16 protein-coding genes and 1 tRNA gene are annotated in these 17093 nt (G+C 68.9%); 9 read left to right on the top strand and 8 right to left on the bottom strand.

Going from position 1 to position 17093, the window contains the following annotated elements; translation table 11 throughout:
• Positions 1–179 precede the first annotated feature (179 nt).
• The 3 genes from AB0915_RS33635 to AB0915_RS33625 all read left to right on the top strand — a co-directional run bounded on the left by AB0915_RS33635 (position 180) and on the right by AB0915_RS33625 (position 2848).
• Complete coding sequence (locus tag AB0915_RS33635; protein WP_366694666.1) at positions 180–755, top strand: TerD family protein; 576 nt, start codon at positions 180–182, stop codon at positions 753–755.
• Positions 756–826: 71 nt separating this feature from the next.
• Positions 827–1972, top strand: coding sequence for a DUF475 domain-containing protein (locus tag AB0915_RS33630; protein WP_366694665.1), 1146 nt, complete (start codon positions 827–829; stop codon positions 1970–1972).
• A 141-nt stretch (positions 1973–2113) separates the two neighbouring features.
• Complete coding sequence (locus AB0915_RS33625) at positions 2114–2848, top strand: Tellurium resistance (RefSeq protein WP_366694664.1); 735 nt, start codon at positions 2114–2116, stop codon at positions 2846–2848.
• A 48-nt stretch (positions 2849–2896) separates the two neighbouring features.
• On the opposite strand, the gene AB0915_RS33620 is transcribed toward AB0915_RS33625, so the two are convergent.
• Positions 2897–3775 carry a TerD family protein gene (locus AB0915_RS33620; RefSeq protein WP_366694663.1) on the bottom strand — a complete coding sequence of 293 codons (879 nt, stop codon included), beginning with the start codon at positions 3773–3775 and terminating at the stop codon, positions 2897–2899.
• Between the two features lie 219 nt (positions 3776–3994).
• Between AB0915_RS33620 and AB0915_RS33615 the strand changes: the two genes are divergently transcribed.
• From AB0915_RS33615 to AB0915_RS33600, 4 genes are all read left to right on the top strand, one after another.
• Positions 3995–5158, top strand: coding sequence for an HpcH/HpaI aldolase/citrate lyase family protein (locus tag AB0915_RS33615; RefSeq protein WP_366694662.1), 1164 nt, complete (start codon positions 3995–3997; stop codon positions 5156–5158).
• A 10-nt stretch (positions 5159–5168) separates the two neighbouring features.
• Complete coding sequence (locus tag AB0915_RS33610) at positions 5169–7664, top strand: phosphoribosyltransferase (RefSeq protein WP_366694661.1); 2496 nt, start codon at positions 5169–5171, stop codon at positions 7662–7664.
• Positions 7661–8533, top strand: a complete 873-nt coding sequence (locus AB0915_RS33605) for an HAD family hydrolase (protein ID WP_366694660.1) — start codon at positions 7661–7663, stop codon at positions 8531–8533. Before AB0915_RS33610 ends, AB0915_RS33605 begins: the two co-directional genes overlap by 4 nt.
• A gap of 174 nt (positions 8534–8707) precedes the next feature.
• On the top strand, positions 8708–9367 hold the full coding sequence (locus AB0915_RS33600) for a class I SAM-dependent methyltransferase (protein ID WP_366694659.1): 660 nt from the start codon (positions 8708–8710) through the stop codon (positions 9365–9367).
• 33 nt (positions 9368–9400) lie between these two features.
• Here the strand turns inward: AB0915_RS33600 and AB0915_RS33595 are convergent, their stop codons facing one another.
• The 4 genes from AB0915_RS33595 to AB0915_RS33580 all read right to left on the bottom strand — a co-directional run bounded on the left by AB0915_RS33595 (position 9401) and on the right by AB0915_RS33580 (position 12631).
• The gene (locus tag AB0915_RS33595) at positions 9401–9625 is read right to left on the bottom strand and encodes a zinc ribbon domain-containing protein (RefSeq protein WP_327246529.1); all 225 of its coding nucleotides are present in this window, start codon (positions 9623–9625) and stop codon (positions 9401–9403) included.
• A gap of 110 nt (positions 9626–9735) precedes the next feature.
• A complete protein-coding gene (locus AB0915_RS33590) occupies positions 9736–10257 on the bottom strand; it encodes a DUF4383 domain-containing protein (protein WP_366694658.1) in 522 nt (173 codons plus the stop codon).
• A 146-nt stretch (positions 10258–10403) separates the two neighbouring features.
• Positions 10404–11729 carry a hypothetical protein gene (locus AB0915_RS33585; RefSeq protein WP_366694657.1) on the bottom strand — a complete coding sequence of 442 codons (1326 nt, stop codon included), beginning with the start codon at positions 11727–11729 and terminating at the stop codon, positions 10404–10406.
• 113 nt (positions 11730–11842) lie between these two features.
• Positions 11843–12631: a hypothetical protein gene (locus tag AB0915_RS33580; protein ID WP_366694656.1), complete on the bottom strand. Its 789-nt coding sequence runs from the start codon at positions 12629–12631 to the stop codon at positions 11843–11845.
• A gap of 190 nt (positions 12632–12821) precedes the next feature.
• Here AB0915_RS33580 and AB0915_RS33575 point away from each other — a divergent pair.
• Positions 12822–12896 (top strand) — tRNA-Val (locus AB0915_RS33575).
• Positions 12897–13016: 120 nt separating this feature from the next.
• Here AB0915_RS33575 and AB0915_RS33570 read toward each other — a convergent pair.
• The 3 genes from AB0915_RS33570 to AB0915_RS33560 form a co-directional block, all read right to left on the bottom strand.
• Positions 13017–13532 carry a putative immunity protein gene (locus AB0915_RS33570; protein WP_366694655.1) on the bottom strand — a complete coding sequence of 172 codons (516 nt, stop codon included), beginning with the start codon at positions 13530–13532 and terminating at the stop codon, positions 13017–13019.
• 60 nt (positions 13533–13592) lie between these two features.
• Complete coding sequence (locus tag AB0915_RS33565) at positions 13593–14195, bottom strand: flavoprotein (RefSeq protein ID WP_366694654.1); 603 nt, start codon at positions 14193–14195, stop codon at positions 13593–13595.
• A 631-nt stretch (positions 14196–14826) separates the two neighbouring features.
• The gene (locus AB0915_RS33560; protein ID WP_366694653.1) at positions 14827–15123 is read right to left on the bottom strand and encodes a GYD domain-containing protein; all 297 of its coding nucleotides are present in this window, start codon (positions 15121–15123) and stop codon (positions 14827–14829) included.
• 668 nt (positions 15124–15791) lie between these two features.
• Here AB0915_RS33560 and AB0915_RS33555 point away from each other — a divergent pair.
• Positions 15792–17003, top strand: coding sequence for a globin domain-containing protein (locus AB0915_RS33555; protein ID WP_366694652.1), 1212 nt, complete (start codon positions 15792–15794; stop codon positions 17001–17003).
• Positions 17004–17093 lie beyond the last annotated feature (90 nt).

Genomic DNA, 17093 nt, shown 5'->3' with positions numbered 1-17093 from the left:
CCCCCGCCCCCCCCCCCCACGCCCCCCCCCCACCCGCCCCCGAACGCACAAGCCCGACGGACCAAGAAACACCCCACCCCACCCCCCCCCCCCCCCCCCGCCCCCGCCGGCCCCCCCCCCCGCGGGCCCCCCCGGACGCGCTCAACAGACGGTTCATCGACTCGGGGAGGACTCACATCATGGGCGTCACGCTCGCCAAGGGAGGCAATGTCTCCCTCTCCAAGGCCGCACCCAACCTCACCCAGGTGCTCGTCGGCCTCGGCTGGGACGCACGATCCACCACGGGCGCCGACTTCGACCTCGACGCCAGCGCGCTGCTGTGCCAGTCGGGCCGGGTGCTCGGCGACGAATGGTTCGTCTTCTACAACAACCTCACGAGTCCGGACGGCTCCGTGGAACACACGGGCGACAACCTCACGGGTGAGGGCGAGGGCGACGACGAGTCGATCATCGTGAACCTCAGCCAGGTCCCCGCCCACTGCGACAAGATCGTTTTTCCGGTCTCGATCCATGAGGCCGAGAATCGCGGCCAAACATTCGGCCAGGTCAGCAATGCGTTCATTCGCGTGGTGAACCAGGCGGACGGCCAGGAACTCGCGCGCTACGACCTGAGCGAGGACGCCTCCACCGAGACCGCGATGATCTTCGGGGAACTTTACCGCTACAGCGGCGAGTGGAAGTTCCGTGCAGTGGGACAGGGGTACGCGTCCGGGTTGCGGGGCATCGCTCTAGACTTCGGGGTCAACGTTTCGTAAAGCCGCGCACGACGCGGGGGAGCCCCGTACACATCCGGGGGAGACCCGTTACATACATGATGGGGTAGCCAGTGCTTCTGAAAACCTTCGGCTGGTCGTTCGCGATTACCGCGCTCGGCCTGGTCGCAGCGGTGATCTACGGGGGGTGGGAAGCCTTCGGTGTGGTCGCGATTCTTTCCGTCCTCGAGATCTCGCTGTCCTTCGACAATGCGGTGGTCAACGCCGGAATCCTGAAGAAGATGAATGCCTTCTGGCAGAAGATCTTCCTCACGGTCGGTGTGCTCATCGCGGTCTTCGGTATGCGGCTGGTCTTCCCCGTCGTGATCGTGGCCATCACCGCCAAGATCGGGCCCATCGAGGCAGTCGATCTCTCGTTCAACCAGCCCGACCGCTACCAGCAACTGGTCACGGACGCCCACCCGGCGATCGCCGCCTTCGGTGGCATGTTCCTTCTGATGATCTTCCTCGACTTCATTTTCGAGGACCGTGACATCCAGTGGCTGCGCTGGATCGAGCGCCCGCTCGCCAAGCTCGGCAAGGTCGACATGCTGTCGGTGTGCATCGCGCTCATCGTGCTGCTGGTCTCGGCCATGACCTTCGCGACCCAGGCGCACCAGCACGGCGGCGCGCACGCGGACAAGGCGGAGACCGTCCTGCTCGCGGGTATCGCGGGTCTGATCACCTACCTCATCGTCGGCGGTCTCTCCGGTTTCTTCGAGAACAAGCTCGAGGAAGAGGAGGAGCGCGACCACGAGGTCGAGGAAGAGGCCAGGAAGAGCGGCAAGAAGGTCTCTGCGATCGTGCTCTCCGGCAAGGCCGCGTTCTTCATGTTCCTCTACCTGGAAGTGCTCGACGCGTCCTTCTCGTTCGACGGCGTCATCGGTGCCTTCGCCATCACCAACAACATCGTGCTGATGGCCCTCGGCCTCGGCATCGGCGCCATGTACGTCCGGTCGCTCACCGTCTACCTGGTCCGCCAGGGCACCCTGGACGACTACGTCTACCTGGAGCACGGCGCGCACTACGCCATCGGCGCGCTGTCCGTCATCCTGCTCGTCACCATCCAGTACCAGATCAACGAGATCATCACCGGTCTCGTCGGCGTCGTGCTGATCGGCTGGTCCTTCTGGTCCTCGGTCCGGCGCAACAAGGCGCTGGAGGCCGGAGGCGGCGACGACAACTCAGGCTCCAAGGCGGAGGTCCCGTCCGGGGTGTGACCCGGTAGGGATTGAGGAACGCTCTCAGCGGGGCGGTCCGTACGGCGACGGTTCTCCGGAAACACCCGGAACCGGCCCGTGGGCCGCCCCGCAGTGATGCGTGCGGGACCTGGGCACTACCGAGACATGTGGGGGTTGGGGATGGCGTTCTGGGACAGCCTGTGGCCGGGGCGGGAAGCACAGTTCGAGTCGGGCAACGCGGCAACCAACTCCATCGTGCTGTCCAAGCGGCACGCCACGGTCTCCCTCACCAAACAGGGCGCGCTGACCGGCAACCTCCGGGTCAACCTCTCCTGGCGGATGCGCACGTCCGACATCGAGGGCAGGTCGCGGCAGAGCGGCCGGCTGCTGCGGCCGTTCAAGCTCTTCCAGCCCGATGTGGTCCAGGCACACACCCAGGGTGTGGTCAACGTCGACCTGGACCTGGGCTGCATGTACGAGCTGAAGGACGGCACCAAGGGCGTGGTGCAGCCGCTCGGCAACCTGATCGGCGACCTGAACGCGCCGCCGTACATCAGGCTCAGCGGGGACGACCGCTTCGGGGCGCCGTCGGGGGAGACCGTGTACGTCAACCTCGACCAGCGGGACCAGATCAAGCGGCTGCTGTTCTTCGTCTACATCTACGACCAGACGCCGGCCTTCGACCGTACACACGCCAAGGTGACGCTCTACCCGGGCAACGGCCCGCGGATCGAGATCGAGCTCGACGAGCGGGCTCCGCAGGCGCGCTCGTGCGCCGTGTTCACCGTGGAGAACGTCAAGGGCGACCTGCTCGTGCGGCGCGAGGTGAAGTTCGTCTACGGTTTCCAGTCGGAGCTGGACCGGCTGTACGGCTGGGGAATGCAGTGGGGGCGCGGCTACAAGTCCCGGGCCTGAGAGCCTGTCACCCGACAGGCTCTGAGCGGGCGCCTGCCGCCGCGGCGGTCAGGAGCGGACGAACTGGGGGCCCTGCGGCGGCAGCACGAAATTCGGGTCCGGGGCGGGCGCGGCGGCCACCGCGGGCTGCGGATAGCCGTAGGCGGGCTGCGGCGCGGCCGGCTGCGGGTAGCCGTAGGCGGGCTGAGGAGCGGGGGCGGCCGCCGCGGGCTGGGGATAGCCGTACGCAGCCGGGGCGGCTGCGGGCTGCGGGTAGCCGTACGTGGGCTGCTGGTGCTGGACCGTGGCCTGCGAGTCGGGTCCGGGTACCGGCGCAGGGGGAGACACCGGGGCGACCGTCGGCACGGCGGGGGCCGGATCGGGCTCCGGCTCGGCCGCGGCCTCCGCCTCGTCGACCGAGATGCCGAATGCGGTCGCGAGCCCGACCAGCCCGGTCGGGTAGCCCTGACCGACCGCCCGGAATTTCCAGCCATCGCCGCGCCGGTAGAGCTCACCGCAGATGATCGCGGTCTCCTCGCCGGTCTCCGGCCGTACATCGAACACGGCGAGCGGGTCGCCGCCCGCCGATGCCGCGTCGTAGAGAAGTATGCGGAGATCGCGGACCTGCTGGAAGGCGGCCCCGTCGGAGGAAGCGGCGACGACCACCTGTTCGACCGATGGGTCGAGCGCGCCCAGGTCGGCCTCGATGGTGTCGGTGAGCCCCTCGGCGACACTGCGCTTCGGTAGCCGTCGTACCAGGCCGGAGGGGTGCCGGGGCTGGTTGTAGAACACGAAGTCCTCGTCCGAGCGCACACGGCCACCGGCGCCGAGAAGCAGGGCCGAGGCGTCCACATCGGGCACCCCGGCGCCCGGAGTCCAGCGCAGCACGGCCCGTACGGCCATGGCATCGAGGGGGACGTTCGAGCCCTTCAGCATCGCGTGCGTCATGGCGGTCATCCTGCCTGCTGGCTGCCTGCGCAGACAACGTGGGGGCCCGACCCATGTCTCGGCAGTGCGTCGGAACCACGTCCTCCGGGCCCTGCGGAACCGTCGGGAAATGGACGAGTTACCCGAAATTCATGCACGTGGGGAACCCTCGACACCCGTCCGTACGTACTATTACCGGCCACACCTTGTCCGGCTGATCCGGCAGTACGGGGGAATCACATGCGTCATTTCGGGCACATCTCGCCCGCTGCGCGGGAAGGCCTGTTCTTTCAGCAGCCGCGCGAATTCGGTGCGGACTCCCCCGCCCGGATGCTTTCGGCCGCTCTCGGCGCCACCCTGTACTCCCCGGCGACCCGGCTGCGGCTCGCCGATGACGTCCTCAAGCAGGCCGGGCGCGGTGTCGTCTCGATGGTGCTGTGCCTGGAGGACTCCATCGACGACTCCGAGGTGTTGGACGCCGAGGAGAACCTGGTCAGGCAGTTCCGCGACCTCGCTGCGCGCGGCGCCGAGGTGCCGCTGCTCTTCATCCGGGTCCGCGAGCCGGAGCAGATAACGGACCTGGTGCAGCGGCTCGGCAGCTCCGTCCGTTTGTTGTCCGGTTTTGTACTTCCGAAGTTCACGGAAGAGCGTGGTCTTCCGTTCATGGAGGCGCTCACCAAGGCCGAGACGGCTGGCGGACAGCGCCTGTTCGCGATGCCCGTTCTCGAATCGCCCGAGCTGCTGCACCTGGAGACCCGCGCGGCGGCGCTCCGGGGAATCGTCCGCACCGTCAACACGTACCGGGACCGGGTGCTCGCCCTGCGGCTCGGGGTCACCGACTTCTGCTCGGCGTACGGACTGCGCAGGACGCCCGACATGACGGCGTACGACGTCCAGCTCGTCGCCGCGGTCATAGCCGATGTGGTCAATGTGCTGGGCCGGTCGGACGGGACGGGCTTCACGATCACCGGACCGGTGTGGGAGTACTTCCGGCTCCAGGAGCGCATGTTCAAGCCGCAGCTGCGCCGCAGCCCCTTCCTCGAGGGCCGCGCCGAGGAGCTGCGCACGACACTGATCGAGCACGACCTGGACGGCCTGCTGCGGGAGATCGAGCTCGACCGGGCCAACGGGCTGCTCGGCAAGACCTGCATCCACCCGTCGCACGTCGCGCCGGTGCACGCACTGTCCGTGGTCAGTCACGAGGAGTTCAGCGACGCACAGGACATCCTGCGGCCGGAGCGGGGCGGTGGCGGAGTGATGCGCTCCGCGTACACGAACAAGATGAATGAAGTGAAGCCGCACCGCGCCTGGGCCGAGCGCACCCTGCAACGGGCCGAGGTCTTCGGCGTCGCGAAGGAAGACGTCGGCTTCGTGGATCTGCTGGCCGCGGGGCTGGCGGAATGAGCGCGTCTCGATGAGCGAACGCGCAGCAAGGAAAGAGACGGCGAACGTGGTGTGGTCGGGTAGCTGGGTGGCGGAGCGGCTGGGCGTCGAGCTCGTCGGCAACGGAAGGCCCGAGGGTGACGGGGAGCTCCGGGAACTGCTGGGCCTCGCCCTGCGCCGCAACCCCAAACGGGCCCATCTGCTCGTCTCCAATGTGCTGGGCAAGCATGTCCCGCAGCGGCCCTCCGTGGTGTACCGCGCGGGGTTCGAGCTCGGACTGAGCGTGCGCGCGCTCCTCGGGGAGGCGGAGGCCCGCCGGGCGGTGGTGCTCGGGTACGCGGAGACGGCCACCGGCCTCGGCCACGCGGTCGCCGACGGGCTGGGCGTGGTCCCGTACCTCCACTCGACGCGGCGTCCGGTCGAGGGCGTGGCCCGGGCGGGCGGCTTCGAGGAGTCGCACTCGCACGCGACGTCGCATCTGTTGCTGCCGGAGGACCCCGCCTTGCTGGCGCGCGGGAGCGGGGCGCCGCTCGTGCTGGTGGACGACGAGTTCTCCACGGGCAACACCGTGCTCAACACGATTCGCGCGCTGCACGAGCTGTACCCGCGCGACCGCTACGTCATCGTGGCCCTGGTGGACATGCGGTCGGCGGCCGACCGCGAACGGCTGGCCGGGTTCGCCGCCGAGATCGGCGCCCGCGTCGACCTGGTGGCCAGGGGTACGGGTACGGTCCGGCTCCCGGACGGCGTTCTGGAGAAGGGCCAGGCCCTCGTCGCCGCCCACGAGTCGGAGCGGGAACCCGCCCGGGCCGGCGCGGCAGGGCCCGGCAGCCCGTGCACCCGGGTGGAGCTTGAGTGGCCCGCCGGTGTGCCCGACGGCGGACGGCACGGCTTCACCCCCGCCCACCGCGAGACGCTCGAATCGGCCCTTCCCGCCATGGCTGCCCGCATCGCCGGCGCCCTGGGCGGTGAAGCCCGCCGCATACTCGTCCTCGGCTTCGAGGAGCTGATGTACGCACCGCTCCGGCTGGGCACCGCCCTGGAGGATCACACCGACGCCGAGGTGCGCTACTCGACCACCACACGGTCCCCCGTCCTCGCCGTGAACGACCCCGGCTACGCGATACGCAGCCGGCTGGTCTTCCCGGCCCATGACAACCCGGCCGACGGCCCCGGCGTCCGCTACGCGTACAACGTCGCGGACGCCGGTTTCGACGCCGTGGTCGTCGTCGTCGACTCCGCCGCCGACACCCCGGAACTGCACGCCCCGGACGGCCTGCTGGCGGAACTCGCCGCGCACACCTCCCACGTCCTGCTGGCCGTCGTCCCCTCGTACGTCCCGTCGTCCGCCTCCTCCACCGCCCCCGAACGGCAGGAACCTCCCATGCTGTCCGAGCCCCTCCGCGGCCCAGCCTTCTCCTCCTATGCGCCGGAAGAAGTCGGCTGGCTGCTCCAGGACCTCTCGGACACCGAGCTGGAGGCGCCCACCGAGGAGCGCGAGGAGGCGATACAGAGCGGCGGCGCGCACTACGCCGAGTCGCTGCCCGTCGAGTACCAGCCGTCGGCCGAGTACCAGGACCTGTTCAAGGCGGCCCTGGACCTGTCGGCGGCCCGCATCGCGCGGGCCGTCGGAACCGTCACCGAGACGGTCCTCGCCGAGCGCACCCCCCGCCCCGTCCTGGTCTCCCTCGCGCGGGCCGGCACCCCGGTCGGCGTGCTGATGCGCCGCTGGGCCCAGCACCGTCACGGGCTCGATCTGCCCCACTACGCCGTCTCCATCGTGCGCGGCCGGGGCATCGACGCGAACGCCCTGCGCTGGCTGGCCGCCCACCACGACCCCGCCGACGTCGTCTTCGTCGACGGCTGGACCGGCAAGGGCGCCATCACCCGCGAACTGGCCGCCGCACTCGAGGAGTTCGACGGCTTCGACCCCGAGATCGCGGTCCTCGCCGACCCGGGCGGCTGCGTCCGCACCTACGGCACCCGCGAGGACTTCCTCATCCCGTCCGCCTGCCTCAACTCCACTGTCTCCGGACTGATCTCCCGTACCGTCCTCCGGTCCGACCTGGTCGGCCCCCATGACTTCCACGGCGCGAAGTTCTACCGGGAACTCGCGGAAGCCGATGTGTCCGGCCACTTCCTCGACACCGTCGCCGCCCACTTCGACCAGGTCGTCGACGCCGTGGACGCCGAGGTCAAGGAGCTGCTCACGGCTGACCGCGCCCCCACCTGGGAGGGCTGGGCGGCCGTCGAGCGCATCAGCGAGGAGTACGGCATCCACGATGTGAACCTGGTCAAGCCGGGGGTCGGCGAGACCACCCGCGTACTGCTGCGACGCGTCCCCTGGAAGATCCTCGCCAAGCGCGGCGCCGGTGCCGACCTCGAACACATCCGGCTGCTGGCCGAGCAGCGCGGCGTGCCGGTCGAGGAGGTCGACGGTCTCCCGTACACCTGCGTCGGACTGATCCACCCGAAATACACCCGCGGAGCGACGGGCGCGGACGGCAAGGCGGTGGCGTCACAGTGACCCACCCGGCCACTGCGACCGCCCCGACCACCCCGACCGCCTCGACCGCCCCTGTGACGCTGGTCGCCAGCGACCTCGACCGCACCCTCATCTATTCGACGGCGGCACTCCAGCTCGCCATGCCGGACGCGGATGCCCCCCGGCTGCTCTGCGTCGAGGTGTACGGGAACAAGCCGCTCTCCTACATGACGGAGACGGCCGCCGCACTCGTCGACGAACTGGCCCGCGCCACGGTCTTCGTACCCACGACGACCCGCACCCGCGAGCAGTACCACCGCATCCAGTTCCCCGGCCCCGCACCGAAGTTCGCCATCTGCGCCAACGGGGGGCACCTCCTGGTCGACGGCGTCTCCGATCCCGACTGGCAGGACCGGGTGGCCCGCCGGCTGGCCGACGAGTGCGCCTCGCTCGCCGAGGTCCGCGCCCACCTCGTGGCCGCAGCCGACCCCGCCTGGCTGCTGAAGGAACGCGTCGCCGAGGACCTCTTCGCCTATCTCGTCGTCGAACGCTCGCTGCTGCCCACGGACTGGCTGCAGGAACTGGCCGAGTGGGCGGGGCCCCGCGGCTGGACCGTGTCCCTCCAGGGCCGCAAGATCTACGCCGTGCCCAAGCCGCTCACCAAGAGCGCCGCGATGCACGAGGTCGCCCGCCGCGCCGGCGCCACGCTCACCCTCGCCGCCGGCGACTCGCTCCTCGACGCCGATCTGCTCCTCGCCGCCGACCTCGCCTGGCGTCCGGGCCACGGCGAACTCGCCGACACCGACTGGAGTGCCCCGCACGTCGACGTCCTGACGGAACGTGGTGTGGCGGCGGGCGAGGAGATCCTCCGCCGATTCATCCGGGCTTCCGTCCCCCGGCACGGTCTCTGAATCCTGCGCGGCCGTCGCCGAACGGCTGCACGGGTGCGCGGAGCAACACGTCGACGCGATCTTCGACAAGCCCGGACCGACAGGGAACAGTGGCTGGCAGCCGCCGCGTTCCCGCCGTACTCCGGTACTCGGGGACCTGACCAGCCTGCCCGGCAGGCACGAAGAGAGTCTGCGATGAGCAAGGGAAACGAAACCAAGATCACGGACGAGTTGTACGCGTACATGCTGGCGCACAATCCGCCGCTCGACGCGGTGCAGCGTGAGCTCGTCGAGACCACGTACGCACGCCTTCCCGATCAGGCCGGCATGCAGTCCGCCGAGGAACAGGGGCCACTGCTCGCCTTCCTCGTACGGCTGACCGGGGCCCGGCACATCGTCGAGGTCGGGACATTCACCGGGTTCTCCGCACTGGCCATGGCGCAGGCGCTGCCCGCCGACGGGCGGCTGATCGCCTGCGACATCTCGGAGGAGTGGACCGCCTACGGCAGGGAGGCGTGGGAGAAGGCAGGCGTCGCCGACCGGATCGAGCTGCGCATCGCCCCCGCGCTCGACACGCTGAGGGCGATGCCGTCCGACCCGCACATCGATCTCGCCTATCTGGACGCGGACAAGGGCAACTACATCCCGTACTGGGAGGAGCTGGTGCCCCGCATGCGGCAAGGCGGCCTCGTCGTCACCGACAACGTGCTGTTCCACGGCGGCGTGACCGACCCGCAGGCGACCGGCGGGGCGGCGGCGATCAAGGAGTTCAACGAGCATGTGGCCGCCGACCCGCGGATGGACAGCGTGATGCTCACCGTGGCGGACGGGCTGACACTCTCCCGCAGGAGGTAGCGCCCGCCCGCCGGGTCGAGCGGCGCGGCCGGGTCAGCCGCAGCAACCCCCACCGCAGCAGCCCCCGCCGCCACCGCCGCCCGACGGGGCGGCGGGCGCGGACTTGGCCGAACCCCCGCCCACAGCCACGGTGGAGAGGAGCTTCACGGTGTCCTCGTGCCCAGCGGGGCAGGAGGCAGGAGCCGAGGACTCGGCCATCGGACGGCTGAGTTCGAAAGTGTCTCCGCAGGAGCGGCAGCGGTACTCGTAACGAGGCATGACCCCAGGCTAACGGCTACCCCGTAACCGGCGGCGCTGCCCGGCAGCGGTGCCCGGCAACAGGACCCAGGGCCGATACGGGTGGGCGCACCGCCGCGACGGGGCCGCTCCTACGACCGGGCAATGGGCATGGACTGCCGCCGTCTGCGGCGCAACTCCTCGGCTGCCTGATCGGGATGGCGGGCCTGCCAGTACGGGTTGTCGTGCGGGAGCCCGCCACTGACCCTCCCGTACATCCCGAACATCATCAGCATCAGCCCGACGACAAAGCTGAACAGCACGTTCTGCAGGTGGAAGGCCAGGAAGTTGTAGTCCGTGTCGAGCAGCGCGAGATTGACGAAGCCACTGAGGATGAACGCGATACCGAGGACCATGTTGAGCGTCGAGGCGAAGTTGGCGCCGATCACCATTCCGGTGAACAGGAGCAGGCCGACGCAGATGGACAGCACGCTGAGCGCACCGTTGGTGTTCAGACCCGCGACGGTGGCACCACCCGTGTCGAAGAAGCCGATCTCGTCGATGAGCCCCAGGATGCCGAAGGCGAGCAGCACCAGTCCCATCAGCCCTGCCCCGACGCGGTAGACCCTGCTGAGCCGGTGATCGACCGGGAGATGCTCGTCGAGCCGGGCCATTCTGCCGGGTCTCGCCGGACCTCGCGCCGCTTGCTGCGGGTGATGAGGGAGGTGCGGGAGACGCGGAGCACCGGTGTGGGCCATGGCGATGGCCTCCTTCGGACTACCACCATGATCCGCCCTGCCCCGGGCCCCGACAACTCGGCTCAGCCCCCGGCGCCACGCTCCTCCCGGATCTCGGAAACCACCCTCGCAGCCGTCTGCCGCACCGCTTCCGTCTCGGTCAGAAAGTGCCAGTAGTCGGGGTGGCGGCCCTCCAGCCCGGCGACGGCGCGCTCCAGCCGGGCCACCCCGTCGTCCAGCGGCCGGGCATGGCGCGGGTCGGGCGTGTTGCGGCCCGCCATGGCCAGACGCTGCGCGTCCCGGATCGCGAACCGGGTCCGCTGGATCTCCTGCTGCGGATCCTTGGCCACGGCGTCGAGCCGGTGCAGCCGGTCGCCGGCCGCGGACACCGCCTCGTCCGTCGCGTTCAGCAGGGCCCGTACCGTGGAGAGCCGCGAGGTCGCGTCCGCCCAGCGCTGCTCGTCCCGTGCCTTGGCCGCCTCCTTGAGCTTCTCCTCGGCCTGCCGCACATTGACCGCCGCCTGCTCCGGAACCGGCTGGAGGTCCTGCCAGCACGCGGCCGAAAAACGCCGCCTCAGCTCACTCAGCACCGGCTCCACCGAGCTCGCACGGGTGGTCAGCGCCTGGGCACGGGTCCGCAGCGACACCAGCCGGTGGTCGATCTCGGCGGCACGCTCGGGAAGCCGCGCCGCCTCCGCCCGAATAGCCTCCGCACCGCGCAGCACCTGATCGGCGCGGAGCAGCGTCTCCTGCACGCCGTGCCGGCCAGCGCCCTGGTTGAGCTTGGTCAGTTCGGGGGCGAGGGCCGCCAGACGCGCGGCGAGATCGTCCGCCCGCAGCCCGGACGCACGCACGGCGTCGAGAGCGTTGCTCGCACCGAGCAGCGCCTGCCGGGCCCGCTCCACGGCGGGCGCGAGCCGGGCGAGCTGTGTCTCCGCGTTTGCCAGGAACGGACCGAGTCCCTGGGCGAACCGGTCGAGCTCGCCCTTGACCCGTACGAGCTCGTCCTTGGCGCCCGTCAGCTCCGTCCTGGCACGCGCCGCGATCGCCGGTTCGAGATCGTCCCGGTCCAGGTCGTGCGCGTCCACCGCCGTGATGTACGCATGGCTCGCCTCGTCGATCCGCCGCCCCAGAGCGGCGAAGTCGTCCACGACCTTGCGCGCGGCGGGCGAACTGTCCACCGCGGTGATCGTCTCGATCGAGATCTGCAGATCGCGCTGAGCGGTGTCCAGCTCGTAGAACGCCTCCGCAGCCGCATCCTTCGCCGCCTGCGCCTCGACACGCTGGTTCTCCCCACGGCCGCCGAACCAGCGCCGTGTACCTCCACCGGCGAAGGCGGCCGGCAGCGTGGCCGCGAGCAACGGCACCGGCAGCAGCATCAACCCGAGGACGTCCCTGACGGCGGACATGGCACCCGCTCCTGCCTGCGGCCGCGCGTATGTCGCCGTCACATCCCTCTCCCGTGCCGTTTCGCCCTGCCCGGTTCATTCTCCCACCAGGTAAGGACGAACACACGGGCCGGTTAGTTCGCCGTTCGCACCGTGATCTGACCGTTGTCGCTGTGCGCCTTCACCACATGAGCACTGCCGTCGCTGCGCGGCACCTTCACTGAGACGAGCCCGTTCCTCGTGGTGGCAGTCACCGCGTACGCCTGCGAACCGCGCGGCAGATCGATGGTGACCCGGCCGTTGTCGCTGACGGTGTCCACCAGATCCGGCACAGCGCTGAACCCGAGCCGGATCCCCCCGTTGTCCGAGCGCGCGGAGACGGACCTGCTGGAGATCCGCTCCGTGAGGAGGCCCCCGTTGTCACACTCCAGCTTCAACGGACCGCTGGAGTCACGCACGGTCACCATTCCGTTGTCGGAGTGGAGCGTGAGAGGAGTGTCGAACCCGGACGCGAGGATCCGCCCGTTGTCCCCTTTGACCGTCACCGCGACGCCACGCGGCACCTTCACCTGGTGGCGCGACCCGCAGTTACTGATCACCGCGTGGCACTTCACCCGCAGCGTGAGCGTGTCGTCCCGCATCGACCACCGGGCATCGGGCCCGTCTCCGAGCACCACCCACCCGTCGACGCGCCGGGTCACCTCGACCTTGCGCACATCGGTCGGCACGAGCTCCACGGTCGTACCGCCGGATTCGATGGTCAGCGCCTTCCCACCCAGCGCGAACGACTTGTGCTCGGCCGGCGCGCCGTCCACATCCGCGCTGCCACAACCGGTGAGGGCCAGGGCGACGAGGACAGCCCCGCCGGACGCAACGAGCGTGCGGAGCCGGGTGCGAGCGCGGGTGCGAGTGCGGAGTGCCACGGTGATCGATCCCCCATCCGGTCCGGCGGGCCGTCCCGCCGGTGTGGATCCACCGTAGAGAGCGAAGCGGCCCGGGGAGTATCCGGGCGGCTACCGTAAGCGGGGTGGGGATATCCCCCGTCTCCCCGTCGGTCCGGACAACCGTTTGTGAGCATGGGCCCTGCGCCATGTACGCTGTTGCTTCATCCACGGGTGCGTAGCTCAGGGGTAGAGCGCTGCTCTTACAAAGCAGATGTCGGCGGTTCGAAACCGTCCGCGCCCACCAGCAGGAAGCACGACAAAGGCCCAGGTCACCGGTACTGAACCGGGAGCCTGGGCCTTGTTCGTTCCTCACGGTGCATACCGCTCATTGGGTCAACCATGAGGGGCCGTGCAAGGTTCGGCTTCAACAGTCGAACACCGACCAGCAGATGTCGTTGCGCAGCCGCTGGTCATCAAGTACGAGCTCGCGGATCGCCTCCGGGAGCTGATTGCGCTGCCACTGGCACTCGAGTCGTCCCGCGGTCTCACTCTCACCTTCCGGTGCCGCTGCACGTGCGGCCTTGATCGCATAGGCGGCCGCGCCGAGCTCGTGAGCGGCGACATGGGCGACGGCCCCGGCCTGGCCGGCGGCATACGCGGCATGCCGTGCTGCCCCACGCAGGTCTCTGGCTGCCCCCATCGCATGGCCGCCCGCCGCGCGAGCCTGCATCATCTTGACCTCGCCACGCACCCATGCCCGCGCGTGCTCGATCGCCTGGCGTGGCCGTGGGTCCCCAGGCTGAGCCGACTCGAACAGACCAAGGACGTGCTCTGCACACGAGGCAGCCCATAGAGCGAGGAGACGGTGATCCGCATCAGTGAGAGTCCCACCACGGCGGATCGTCACGAAGCGAGGGTCCCGGACCTTCGGGAGAATCACGACTTTCAGTCCCTCCTGCGCGTATCGGCGCCACTCGCCGCGTTGTGCCCTGGCGGCCGGTCAGCCGCCTGAGCGAGCAGCCCGGGCCGTCACGTGCTGGATGGACTCCATGACCGCGGCCCAGGGGAGCTGCCGAACTGCTGGCCCTTCGCGGGGTTCATGGAGTGGCCAGACGTCAGGACCGTGGATGAGCTCTACGTCCGCCTTCCGTAGGGTTGCGACATGTCCGTCCCACGATGGGTGCCGTACGTGTGCTGCGTTGACCCGCGGGAACACCACGACGGGAACACCGATCGTGCCGAGCGCCTCGCTCACTTGCGTCAGTGCTTGGTTGTCGGCGATGCCCGTCGCGAGCTTGGCAACGTAGTTCGCGCTTGCAGGGGCGACGACGTAGCAGTCGGCGACAGGGTGTGGGCGACCCTCGGTCGGTAGGCGAGGCGTATCCCGGACTGGCAGGCCAGTTGCGGCTTCCAGGCGGTCCAGTTCGCCGTTTGCCCTCAGCCATCGGCCGGCATTCGGGGTCAGGGTCACGGCTACCTGCCAGCCGAGGGCGATGGCCGGCTCGACCAGTCCGGTGCGTAGTTGCTCGACTCCATCGGCTGCCGTGCCTACGACTCCCAGCACTCCGTGACTGTCTGCACTCACGGTTCCACCACCCCGCATCGGTCCGCTCCCACGGTCAGCAGTACAGCAGAGAAGTACCGCAACCACAGCGACTATCAACAACCGTTGTTGGTTCCGAGAGCCCGTGTGGACAGGCCGACAGCCGTCAGTGACCGTCGTGCCGGTAGTCCGCATCGAGGGGGCCCTGACATCTACGGCTGACATCAACGACGGTGGCAACATCGAGCGGCCACCAGCAGCGTTGGTGCGTATGGCGGAAGCAGGGGCCACGGCAGCCTGATCGAACTTACAAGGTGGTGCTCAACTGGCCATCCAGAGGTAGTGGTTCGTGGTGGTGCCAGATGAGATATCGGTCCCCCCGTTTTAGGTGGAAACCTGTACACCACTTCCCTGGACGCAACCGAGGCACTGCCGGCCGAAGGTAACTGGACGTACTTCGCTCATGCGCTCCGGGCCGCCACGATGTACGAGTGAGCGTTGTGCCGAGGAGCGCGGAGCCTGGCAAGTTGGGTGGTAGCCGCGCCCACGCTGGGCCGTCTCCGGGCCGTCCGAGGCTGTTCAGCAGTGGCCGACAATGACCAATGACGACTACTCAGGCGGCCGATGCGAAGCCCTGGAGCTGCAGGAACGTAGGTCCCCAAGATCCCCTACAAGACCCAGGGGGAGGTCGTCAGCCAGCAGCCTTGGCGATGATGCGATCCATCTCCTCTTGGCCGAAGGCCCGCAGAGTCGTGGTACGGACGTTGCCCACTCCGCCGAGCTGCAGGAGTGTCGCGGTGGCGGTTTCGTCGTCAGGCGCCTCGACGACGGCCACGAGGTCGTATGGGCCGACGGTCCAGTAGATGTTCAGGAGTTTCGCCCCGAGCTTCTGTGCCGCTGCGGCGAAGGCCTCGGCGCGTTTCGCAGTGTCCTTGTAGTTTCGGGCCCCTTGATCGGTCCAGTTCAGCAACGTGACATACGTCGGCATGTTCTTTCACCTTCACGAGGAAACACATCGTGAGGTTAATCCTGGACATCATGACCGAAGCCTGCACGAAGTGTGCACCCGAACGAGCTGTACGAGCGATCACAGGCAGTTGATCACGGTGGTTGGAACTTGCGAGAGGCGCTTTGCACAACAGTCACGTTGACTTGCGAAGGGACGCTCGGCAGGTCCCGAGGTCCGGCCTCGGATACCCCGCTCCATCGTTCCGCCGGAGTGCCCATGGGGGGCAGGCTGACATCCACGCCTGACATCAACGACAGCGGACACCACAGGATCACAAAGATTCCAGGCGGAGTGGGTCCGGTCCTGCAGCCGTAGCGACTGAAGCAGAGGACGCCCCAGGCATAAGCGATCAATGTCGGTCGCACAGGCCTGGGCCGACTCGCCCGGCCCTGGAGCGCGTCATAGCCTGGGGGGACAATTCCAGATCCTGACCAGGCAGCAGGCTGCCTCCCGGCAGGCGGCCGCCCGTCCCGGATCGGCCTCGTCGCCGCCCACCCAGAGGGGCTCGCTCCATCATCGTCCGGCAACCTGTCCGGCTGCGGCCCAGCCGCTGCCGGGCTTCGGCCGGCCCGCTTCGATGCCCTAGTGTGACCGCTGCCGTTCAGGGCCCACGGCCGGGATCTACACGTCCTCGCTGGAGGGATGCCATGCTCTCAGACACCTCTCGGCCTGTCGTCACAGCAACACTGCCGGTCGTCGCCGAGCACATCGGAGAAATCGCCCAGCGCTTCTACAGGCACATGTTCGCCGAGCATCCGGAGCTGCTGAACGGCGTCTTCAACCGTGGCAACCAGGTCCACGGAGATCAGCAGAAGGCGCTGGCCGGATCGGTGGCGGCGTTCGCGAGCGGACTGGTGGAATCACCGGAGCACATCCCCGAGCACCTGCTCTCGCGGATTGCGCACAAGCACGCGTCCCTCGGCATCCGTCCCGATCAGTACCAGATTGTCCACGACAACCTGATGTGGGCGATCGCCGACGTCCTGGGCGACGCGGTCACCCCAGAGGTCGCCGCCGCCTGGGACGAGGTCTACTGGCTGATGGCCAATGCTCTGATCAACCAGGAACGCGGCCTCTACAGTGCGCGTGGGGTCAGGCCGGAGACGGTATGGCGGCAGTGGAAGGTCGAGAAGAAGATCCGGGAGACCCCCGACGTCGTGACCTTCGTGGTCAAGCGGATCGACGACCGCCTGGTGAAGACCTCGCTGCCCGGCCAGTACGTCACTGTGCGGATGACGATGCCGGACGGGGTGCTCCAGCCGCGCCAGTACAGCCTGACCCGGGCCGACGACGGGGAACACCGCCAGTTCTCGGTCAAGCGGGTCCGTAGCGTCGACGACGAGCCCGACGGGGAGATGTCGACGCTCCTGCACGACTCGGTGGACGTGGGCGACGTCCTGACGCTGTCGCTGCCGTACGGCGACGTCGTGCTCGACGACTCGGGACGGCCGGTGGTGTTCGCCACCGCGGGCATCGGGATCGCCCCCGTGGCCGGGATGCTCTCGCACCTCGCCAAGGCCGGGTCCGGGCTGCACATCACGGTCCTCCACGCCGATCTCGACGAGCCCTCGTTCCCCCTGCGCCGCCAGGTCGTGAGCGACGTCCTGGAGTTGCGGCACGCGGAGCTGTACGCCTGGTACGAGAAGGGCGTGGAGAGCATGGAGCCGCTGAACGGGGTATTTCAGGGACTGATGAAACCCGCGGCGGTCGATCTGCCCGACAACGCCCTGTACTACCTGTGCGGCCCGCTGCCGTTCATGCAAGGTGTGCGCAGCAGGCTGCTCGAGCGGGGCGTCGCGCCCCAGGACATCCAGTACGAGGTGTTCGGCCCCGACCTCTGGCAGGCGGACCTGGACTAGGGCGTGTTTCGAAAGTAGCGTCGTCCGCCCGTAGGGCGGGCCTGGCGGCGTCTGGTGCGTGCGATCGCAAGGCGGAGGGTCGCCCCGATA

The sequence above is a fragment of the Streptomyces sp. NPDC048411 genome (assembly GCF_040704695.1).
Lineage (GTDB): Bacteria > Actinomycetota > Actinomycetes > Streptomycetales > Streptomycetaceae > Streptomyces.
This window is presented reverse-complemented; position numbering and strand designations above follow the sequence as displayed.